This window comes from Methanobrevibacter thaueri (assembly GCF_015062905.1).
Taxonomy (GTDB): domain Archaea; phylum Methanobacteriota; class Methanobacteria; order Methanobacteriales; family Methanobacteriaceae; genus Methanocatella; species Methanocatella thaueri_A.
Genome location: NZ_SUTK01000053.1, coordinates 1 through 10,088, shown reverse-complemented (window position 1 = coordinate 10,088; position 10,088 = coordinate 1). Strand labels below are relative to the sequence as shown.

5 protein-coding genes and 1 pseudogene are annotated in these 10,088 nt (G+C 33.6%); 3 read left to right on the top strand and 3 right to left on the bottom strand.

Annotated features, from left to right (window positions below):
- Positions 1-77 precede the first annotated feature (77 nt).
- The gene (locus E7Z79_RS08185) at positions 78-3,704 is read left to right on the top strand and encodes a C1 family peptidase (protein ID WP_303739469.1); all 3,627 of its coding nucleotides are present in this window, start codon (positions 78-80) and stop codon (positions 3,702-3,704) included.
- Between the two features lie 94 nt (positions 3,705-3,798).
- A complete protein-coding gene (locus tag E7Z79_RS08180; RefSeq protein WP_303739468.1) occupies positions 3,799-4,542 on the top strand; it encodes a nitroreductase family protein in 744 nt (247 codons plus the stop codon).
- A 129-nt stretch (positions 4,543-4,671) separates the two neighbouring features.
- Here the strand turns inward: E7Z79_RS08180 and E7Z79_RS08175 are convergent.
- A pseudogene (locus E7Z79_RS08175) lies at positions 4,672-5,145 on the bottom strand (phage holin family protein); the annotation flags it as partial.
- A 541-nt stretch (positions 5,146-5,686) separates the two neighbouring features.
- Here E7Z79_RS08175 and E7Z79_RS08170 point away from each other — a divergent pair.
- The gene (locus tag E7Z79_RS08170) at positions 5,687-6,583 is read left to right on the top strand and encodes an Ig-like domain-containing protein (protein WP_303739466.1); all 897 of its coding nucleotides are present in this window, start codon (positions 5,687-5,689) and stop codon (positions 6,581-6,583) included.
- 370 nt (positions 6,584-6,953) lie between these two features.
- On the opposite strand, the gene E7Z79_RS08165 is transcribed toward E7Z79_RS08170, so the two are convergent.
- Both E7Z79_RS08165 and E7Z79_RS08160 read right to left on the bottom strand, forming a co-directional pair.
- Complete coding sequence (locus E7Z79_RS08165) at positions 6,954-8,636, bottom strand: MATE family efflux transporter (protein ID WP_303739465.1); 1,683 nt, start codon at positions 8,634-8,636, stop codon at positions 6,954-6,956.
- 11 nt (positions 8,637-8,647) lie between these two features.
- On the bottom strand, positions 8,648-10,088 hold a 1,441-nt coding region (locus tag E7Z79_RS08160; RefSeq protein ID WP_303739464.1), incomplete at its 5' end, for an SDR family oxidoreductase.

The following is a 10,088-nucleotide window of genomic DNA, read 5'->3' as shown; positions in this document are numbered from 1 at the left end:
TTTGTTGTAATTTCTCAATAATTATAAAAGATATCAGTAACATATTTAATACTATTAAACAAAAGGAGGAAAAAATTTTGAATAGAAAAATATTTCTGATGACTGCACTAATATTTCTGATGATAGGCATTAGTGCAGTTAGTGCAGAAGATATTAATCAAACCGACGACAGTTTGGAAATAACCGATTCTGATGCAATTTCTGTAGACGAATCCACTGTAAAATCTTTTACAAATTTATCCCAAGCTGTTGACAAGAGTGAAGTAGACTTAAACATAGAATCGGATTATAAATTCGACAGTTCTACTGATAAAAACTTTACAAATGGAATAAAGATAAATATTAACCCTCAAGGCACATACACAATCTACGGTAACAACCATGTTATTGATGCAGACAACAAAGCCGGCGTATTTAAGTTCTATAATGGTAAAGTAATTATGAATAACCTAAAAATAACCAATACAAATATGTCTTCAATCATATTAGTTAACTGTGAGCTGCATACCAATAACGTAACCTTTGAAAACTGCCATGATGCCAGTGAAGGAGCAGCAATATATGCTGAAAACGGTGGATATTTCAGCAGTCATGACAAATTCATAAATAACTATGCAGACAACGGCGCTTCAATTTTTTCAAAAGTAGTTGGAAAAAGCAGCAGTGTCATTAACATAGACAATTCCACATTCATCAGCAATAAACCCGTGAATTGGGGTTTGATTTATGGTTATGATTCCCTAATAACCATCAATAATACCGTTTTTGCCAACATGACTTCAAGATATGCCACAGCAATCTACGGTGAGGGAATCAGGCTTACGGTTTTGAATTCCAAATTCGTTAATTTATCTGCAAATGCCACTGCAGGAGCTATTGGAGGAAAACAAATGCCTTCATTAACCATAGATGGATGCAGCTTTATCAATGTTACATCCGTCAAAAATGCTGGAGCAATTTATGCAGATATTAATGGAAACAGATTCAATACAAAATATACCGCAACCCTATCAAATTCATTATTTGAAAATTGTTCTTCAAACTTTGGAGGAGCATACCTTCAGTTAGGTGGAAAATTAAATATTGTAAAAAGCAATTTCACAAATAATGCTGCCGAATATATTGGAGGAGCAGTATATACATCAAACGCAACAGTTTTGATTGGAAGCAGCAAATTCAATAAGAACACAGCTCGTCAGTTGTATGGCGGAGCGGTTTACATTGATGACTCCAACAGCATAATAAACTCATGTGAATTTGTTGAAAACATTGCAGGAACATACGGCGGTGCAGTCTATTTGCACGACAGCAAATACGAAATAAAAAATTCTTACTTCTCAAAAAATAGTGATGATGCAATCATTAGTTTCTTTGACAGAAAAGGATCATCCTTAACCAATAATGATTTGAATGGTGCAAAAATATCAATGAATCAAGTAAGTTATAACACAATTGTGCACTATGAAGGAAAACAAATCACTTTAAATCCATATGTCATTACAAATGCAACTGCAGACAGTGCAAGATTTGACTTGCGTGATTACAAAGTAAACGGAGTTAGTTTAGCAGGCGTTGTCAAAGACCAAGGAAACAATGGAGCATGCTGGGCATTTGGTGCAACAGGCGCACTTGAATCAGCATTCCTAAAAGCAACCGGAATATTGCTTGATATATCTGAAAACAACATCCAGGGTGCAGCAACCCGTTACAGTGAATTTGGGGACGCCACTATAAAAGAAGGAGGATTCTCCACTTCAGGAATGGGTCTTTTCTTAGCCTGGCTATCAGTTCTCAATACAACCTATGACAGCTATGATGAACTGGGCAAGGTCAGCATAGCATCATTTGCTATGAAGGAATCATATCACATTCAAGATGCAGTCCTAATACCTCCTCGCAGAAGCGTGGACAACACCAAAATGCTGAAGGAAACTTTAGTGAACTATGGTGGTGTGACAGTTCACATTTTGGGCGCATCAGCAAATAACGGTTATTATAACCCAACTACTCATGCACAATATTGTGATGACAAAGAAATAGGTGGAAATCACTTTGTAACATTGGTCGGATGGGATGACAATTATTCAAAAGATAACTTTAATAAGACTCCACCTGGCAATGGTGCATGGATTTGTAAAAACAGTTGGGGAACCGATTGGGGCGAAAACGGATTTTTCTACGTATCATACTACGACACCACCATTGCAATGGGTCCGGAGTCTGTCGGATACATCATAAGCAACACTGAAAACTATACAGGATCATACCAATACGACATGCAATTTGACGGATTTTTCATAGACGGGGGCAAAACTGTTACTTTTATCAATTCATATAATGCAATTGACAATGAATTAATAAGTGCCGTTGGAACCTACTTTAATAATGCAGGTGAGCAATATACAATAAAAGTATTAGTGGATGACGCTGAAGTCTACATACAAAGCGGAACCTCAACTCACCGTGGATTCGAAACAGTCAAATTAAACAAAAAGATTGCAGTCAATGCGGGTCATAAATTTTCAGTCCAAATACAATCAAAAGGAATACCTTTATCTGAGGATAGCAGAGTCCACTTTGAACTTGGAAAATCAATAGTATACTACTCCAGGGGCAGTGAAGACTTAGGAAAATCCAATAAAGCCGCATGTATTAAAGTATACACTATTGCAAATCCTTATCCTGAAAAAGACAAATCACAATACTATAATAAAAATAGCAACATTACCATCGCTTCCGATGCAAACGGAAAAACCCTAACTATTGCAGATGCAAACGGTAAAACACTGGGAAGTGCAATCGTTAAAGATGGCTTTGCAAACTTTGACTTGAATTTAATGCCTGGAAACTATTCCATCATCACTCCATATGATTATGGAGATGTTGCAGAATCATTTGAAGTGAAAAATACTATTATTGTTGTTAAAACTGCCAAAGTAGGATATAATACAAATTTGTTAATGGATGCTACATTTTACGATGCTGATGGCGTTGAACTATTTGACAGGGACATAAGCATAAGTCTTGATGGTAAAACTGTAACCTTCAATATTGACAATAATGAAGGAATACTCAACATGATATTACACGATTTATCAATTGGAAAACATACTCTGGTTTTATTCAATCCTGAAACACTGGAGGAAAGTACCACAATAATTACTGTCGTTTCAAGATTCAGCGGAAATTCAAATGTCAACATGTTCTATGCTGACGGATCCAGTTTCAAGGTTCGCATATACGGCAATGATGGAAACCCTGTTGGAGCAAACCAAGTCGTGACCATAAAGTTAAACAAGGACACCTATAAAGTAAAAACAAACAGCCAAGGTTATGCGATTTTAAAAATATCTGACAAAGTTAAACCTGGAACATACAGATTAACTGCAACTTATGCTGGTCAAACCATCAAAAACACAGTCAAAGTGAAACAGGTCCTAAAGCTCGCTAAGGTAAAGGTTAAAAAATCCGCCAAGAAACTGGTTATAAAAGCCACATTGAAAGGAAAGAAACCTATCAAAGGCAAAAAGTTAACCTTCAAATTCAACGGCAAAACATACAAGGCAAAAACCAACAAAAAGGGCATTGCAAAAATAACCATCAAAAAATCAGCGCTCAAAAAACTCAAGGCGGGCAAAAAGGTAAAATACCAAGTTACCTACCTTAAAGATACTGTAAAAAGAAGTGTAAAAGTTAAAAAATAATTTAACTTTCATTTTTTTATTTTTTTCATTAAAGAATTGACATTAACTCTTTTATCCTATATTGTTGATAGGAATCTTTATAGTTATTGTATTCATGGTTTTAAAAGATTACAGTATTAATAATGATGACTGTCCAAACTCCTATCTATTCCTCGAAAATGATGAAGTCCGCATAAGCGAGAAAGGATGCATGGAATGCGGTCACTGCTATGCGATATGTCCACAGGGCGCAATTACCATGACCAACTACGATTCAATTGATGAGAAAGTTGTTCTGATGAGCGAAATCGATCCGGAGACACTGCTCAATGCAATGAAAAGCAGACGTACAATCAGACAATTCAAGCCTGACCCCGTCGAGGATGAAAAGATAGAGAAAATCCTGGAAGCGGGACGCTATTCACCTACCGGAGCAAACAGGCAGATGGTGTCATATACAATACTCGGATCCAAGCAAAGGGAAGCGGAGGAAATATGCTTAAGTCTGTTTAGAAAAGGCAAAAAATTAGGTTCCACCTTTGCAAGCTATCTGAAGAGAATAGAGATAGATGACGATTTCTTTTTCAAAGGGGCACCCTTGGTAATAGTTGTCGCAAGCAAAAGTACTGTTGACGGAAGCCTTGCAAGCTCATACATGGAAATCATGGCCGAAAGCATGGGGCTGGGAGTCCTATACAGCGGATTCTTTGTGATGTGCAGCAAGATGAGCAGAAAGCTTAAAAAGCTGCTTGAGCTGAAAAAGGGATATGATGTGGTAACCTGTATGGTAATCGGATATCCTGACGTGAAATACCAAAGGATTGCACCCCGCAAGGATTTGAAAGTGAAAAAGCTTTAAAAAAATACAATGTTAATGCCCATTATCAAATACAACTTACATAATAGACAAAACAACAAGCAACTGTTGAATCACGATTAAGATTATCGATCCTTTCAAAAAGTTCGCCATACTCATTAATGCTTTGAATCACTTTTCAGTCTTGGAACTTTCTTTAATTTTGCCCAAATTTGTTTTCAGCACCTTATAGATGTTTTCAGCACCTACAATCTCCTCATCGGAAACATCCCAATCTGAAGGGTATAAGATAAATGGTTCGGATTGGCTTCCTCCAACACCACCATGGCTTCCAACCAACTCTTCAAAGGCACAAACCTCATCTTTTTCAGCATCATAAAAGCTGTTGACTAAAATGTCAGGAGTGTATTTAAATGAACTGTTCCTTTTTAAATGTTGAACAACATTGTCGCCAAAACCTTCAAGAGGATTTTCCCCTTCAATTTCATCAGTTTCCAGATAGTATATTCCGTTTTTACCTATTACCATATCTCCATTTTGAGAAGATCTGACAAGAATAAATCCTACGTATTCATTGCTGACGATTTCATGAATGAACTCCGGAAACATTTTGTTGATTTCCTCATAGGTCAGCCTATGACTCCATAAATAGTTAAATTCAATCAAATATATCTATTTTCATCATAATATTTAACATGTCTGTGCAAGAAGCCTTATGCTTCTTGAATACAAATATGTTTAAAAAATATTTAAAATTCTAAATAATGTTTATATGCACCATCGTGTTTAAATTTTTTATAGCTTTTTGTATAATTATTTAATATTCACCAAATTATTACTACATATCGATATGATTATAAGTATATAATGTGTTCATCCTAAAGAATTAGAAAATAAATTTTAAGAATATTCAAATTCACTTAATTAAATATATTTTAGTATAAAAAACTGTTAGGTTCCTTAAAATCATGTTAAAATAGAAAAATATATAACGATATTGTTAAATCTATAGGATTTTTTATGTTGAACGAATTTAGAACATTTACAAAAAGAAATATGCATCTTTATATACCTTAAGAATATAACTTTATATGTTAAAATTTAGCATTTGTTAAATTTTTATTTAAAATTAATGGATAATATCTAGAAAAAAATATATTATTCATTGTTATGGGAGTAAAATAAAATGAAAATCAAAAAGAGTTTTTTAATATTCACAATGGTTCTCATTTCTTTATTCACTATCGGAGCAGTAAGCGCTGCAGATGATGCAAATATCACCGATGATGCAGATAATTTGGCAACCATTGAAAGTGATGTCGATGTTGATGAAATTATTACAGCAAATGGTGATGAGAATGTTTTAAATGATGGAGATGGTAGCTCCGGCTGTTCAACTGATGATCAAGGTGGTCAAGGAAGCCAAGGTGGTCAAGGTGGTCAAGGCACTCAAATGCCAAGTTTCGGTAACGGAACCTTTGGAAACGGTACCTGGGGAGGTAATGGATCTACTTTCAACTTTGACTTTGGTAATATGAGTTTTGGTGACCTAGGCGGACTCTTTGGAGGTTCCTCAGACACCATCAAATGTAATAACTTAAATTTATACTACAATAAAATAACCACATATAAAGTTAAACTCACAGATTCCAAAGGCAATCCTTTATCCGGTAAAGTTATTTCATTTGCAATCAACAATAAGATTGTTGGCGCCACAACTGATGGCAATGGTGTTGCAAAACTGAAAGTCAAACTTAAACCTGGAAGTTATGTGGTCACAGCCCAATATGGTGAGACTACTGTCTTGAATACAATAAAAATCAAAAACAATATTCTCACCAAAGACATGACTAAAAAATACAATAAAAAAGGTAAATTCAAAATTAAAGTAGTGACTGCAAAAGGTAAACCTCTTAAAAAGGTAGTTTTAAAAATTAAATTCAACAAAAAAACATATAAGCTTAAAACCAACAAAAAAGGAAAAGCTGTATTTAAATTACCTAAAAACTTGGAAAAAGGCAAATATAAAATCAAAATTATTTGCAATGGTTTATCCAAAAAGAACACTATTACCGTTAAATAGATTTAACGGTTAACCTTTTTTTCTTTTTTTCTTATTATCTCTTTTTTTAATGTTATTTCATCTCTCTCAAAATAATTGTTTCCATTAGAAAAATTTATTATCATTTATTCTGCAAAGTTTAATGAATTTAATCAAAGTAGCTGGAGACATATCCAATTTCCTTTCCCATTGATGTATTCTCCTTGTACAGCATGCACAAATATCCTTTTCATACTAGTTATATACACATCTAGATTAAAATGGTCAAATAGTAGTATTTGTACTTACTTTTTAGTGAAATTTGTTTCACAGATATGAAAAAAACTACCTTGACTTTAGAAGTCAAGATAGTTCAATAGATAATCTTTCCTAAAATCTAAAATAAGATCAGTTAGTCCATATTAATTACATATTCGATATTATTAAATCCTAATACTTCACTAACCTTGAGATTATCTTGCGAAAAGGATTTTTCAATATCTTTCATTACTTCCCTTTTTCCTTCATCCTTCAAATTGATAGTTATTTTATCATCATAGTCAATCAATAATACTTCCACATGCACTTTTTGATTGTTTGAATCAAAAATGGTGTTTATTATCTTATCCAATGTTTCAATAGATAACTTATCCACATCCAAACTCTCTAAATGATTGAACATTTCAGATTTCTCATCATCATTTTTGCTTTCCAAAGTGTAATTTCTAGTTTTTTCAATTAATCCTTTTCTAATGAAAAACAATCCTGAGTATTCGCTCTGGTTTCTTTCAACTATTCTTACATAAATGGCAACAGCAACTAATGATAGAATAAACCCTAACGGGAAAGATAGCCAGACACTGGTGATGCCAATGTAGGGAAACAATAGGTATGTGAACATTAACGGTCCTAAAAATTCTGAAATGATCGTAATGATTCCTGATTCCACAGTTCTTTCAATTCCTTCATAATAAAACAACAGCATAGTTGAAAATGCCATAGGTATGAATGCCAAGGAGTATATCCGGATTGCATTTTCCACTAATGCATCGTTAGGTACTTGGTGAAGTTTGAAAAACATTAATAATCCATCAGGATATACCAACAGGAATACAGTAAATGCCACCGCACAGACTAATGTTATTATAACAGAATTTCGCACAATATGATTCAGGTTATAAAAATCATTTTGCGCATAATAAATAGGAACAATGGAAGATAATGTTTCGGCAAATCCCATGATTAAAATACTAATTATCAACAATGCACTCACACATACATTGAATATGTCCAAACCTAGCTCTCCTAAAACTCCACTGACAATCAAATTCATGAAATAGATCAATAATACATTAAAAAAGCCCATACTTGCGCCTGGAAGACCTATTTTAATTATTTCAATTGTTGAGATTACCCAAGACATGAATTTCAATTTGGATAAAACAAATTTGAAAGTTCTTTTTGAATCAAAATGATATTTTAAAATGCACAATGCCCCAACTACGTAACCTATCAACATTGCAAGTGATGCACCTTCAATTCCCATATGAAAAACACCAAGGAAGAGATAATCTAGAATTATATTGATAATGTTTACAACAATAATTACCCCTGAAGCAAAATTAGGTTGTCCGTCAACACGAATAAACTGACATAATACTCCTAAGATAGTCGCAATTGGGAAACAAATAAATAAATATACACTATATGCGTCTACATAATGTAGAGCTCCTGCAGTCGGATGCAATAGATTAATTAAAGCATCTTTAAATAAAAAGCATGCCACTAAAATCAAAGCGGATAAAACTATTGTTGAAAGCATTGAAGTTGTGAAATAATGATTGCTTCCATCTTCATCAAATTCCGCCTTTTTATTTAAAGCTAAAATTTGGCCTCCCAATCCAAATAACCATTCAAATATTGTGATTAACATTACCAAAGGTTCCAAGACCTGTAAAGCCGCTTGCGCATTGTGTCCAAGGAATGTTGATACAAAACTTGCATCAACAACTGAAGCTATGTTTAAAGCCATTGCTATAAGTAATGACGGCAGCAACAATTCCCTGAATTTATGAGAAATAATTTCATTTGACATATTATTCACCTTTATTCAAAATACCCGAATTTATTTAAATAATCAAATAATCGTTTAAGATAGTTTATATCCGGTTTAGGCCAATCAAATCCTAACGATTGAAGAATATCAACAGTCTGTTCAATTTCCACATTTTCCTCGAAATCGTCTTCTTCATCAAAGTCATCAATTGAAAAATCGGCAGTGATAATTCCTTGTATATTCTCATTGATGTTATGTTCGTAAATTTCTTTAAATTTTTCGAAAGCAACTTCAGCAATTCCATAACCGTATGCATTTAATGCATCGACAATATCCCTATGGGAAATATAATGATTATTCATACAATGGAATACTCTGGATTTATCTGGAGTCTTACACAATGCAAGTATTCCTTTTGCAACATAATCGATTTGACTCATGTCAACCTTTTCATTAGCCATTGCAGGATTCATCGCACCAAGTTTTTTAATTGCCTTTATGTTATTTAAAAATGCATTTGTATCATAGTTTTTCTGGAACATACCGTCTGAGTAACGGCTCATTAGGTTTCCTACCCTAATAATTTTTACTGAAAGTCCTTTAGTCGCCGCCTGTAGAACTGCTCTTTCAGCTAAAAATTTACTGCATACATATTTATTTTCCAAATCCTGTTCATAATATAATGTTCTTTCATTATATTGCTGATTTGGATATGCAGCTTCATTCAAAGAGTATGATGAAAGAACGCTGACTGTTGAAATCTGCACATATTTTATGTTATTCCTTGTTTGGGCAAAGTTAAGTCCATTGATTACACCATCGACATTTACCCGGAATATATAATCATCAGCAGTATAGTGTTTTACAATTGCCGCTGAATTTATTATTGTATCAATAGGCTCATCCTCAAGCTTTTTAAAGTCATCAATTTCAGTTATGTCCCCTTCTACTATGATGATACGTGACCCAATCAGTCCAGTTAAATCTTCATCGAAGTAATAATTCATCACATCAATTAATCTTTCTTCACAGGAATCAAATTTGCCTTTCCTTAACATACAATAGATTTTTCCTTCCTCATTTTTGATGAATTCATATAGGATATGGATTCCTAAAAATCCTGTAACCCCTGTCAATAGGACATTGCCCAATTCCAGGTTTTCACCATCAAAGAAGTTTTCCAAGGTATTTTCTTCGAGAAGTTTATTGATTTCACTGTAATCGTAGTTTTTGATGAAATCATCTTCTATATTCAACTCCTCTTCGGAACCACTTTCACCAGACAATAATTTCGCTAGTGCTTTAGGAGTTTTCTTCCTGAATATATCATCATATCTTACAGTATATCCTTGTTTAAGCAGTTCAATAATTAATTTTGATGCAATAAGTGATGTTCCTCCAATTTCAAAGAAATTATCCTCTGCACCAACAGTTTCTAAATTCAATATGGATGAAAAAATAGCACAAATTTCATGTTCAAGTCTTGTTTTT

Bases quoted from the DNA above. Each gene is read 5' to 3' on its own strand.
- E7Z79_RS08180 (WP_303739468.1), top strand. From the start codon at position 3,799: ATGGTTTTAAAAGATTACAGTATTAATAATGATGACTGTCCAAACTCC.
- E7Z79_RS08170 (WP_303739466.1), top strand. From the start codon at position 5,687: ATGAAAATCAAAAAGAGTTTTTTAATATTCACAATGGTTCTCATTTCT.
- E7Z79_RS08165 (WP_303739465.1), bottom strand. From the start codon at position 8,636: ATGTCAAATGAAATTATTTCTCATAAATTCAGGGAATTGTTGCTGCCG.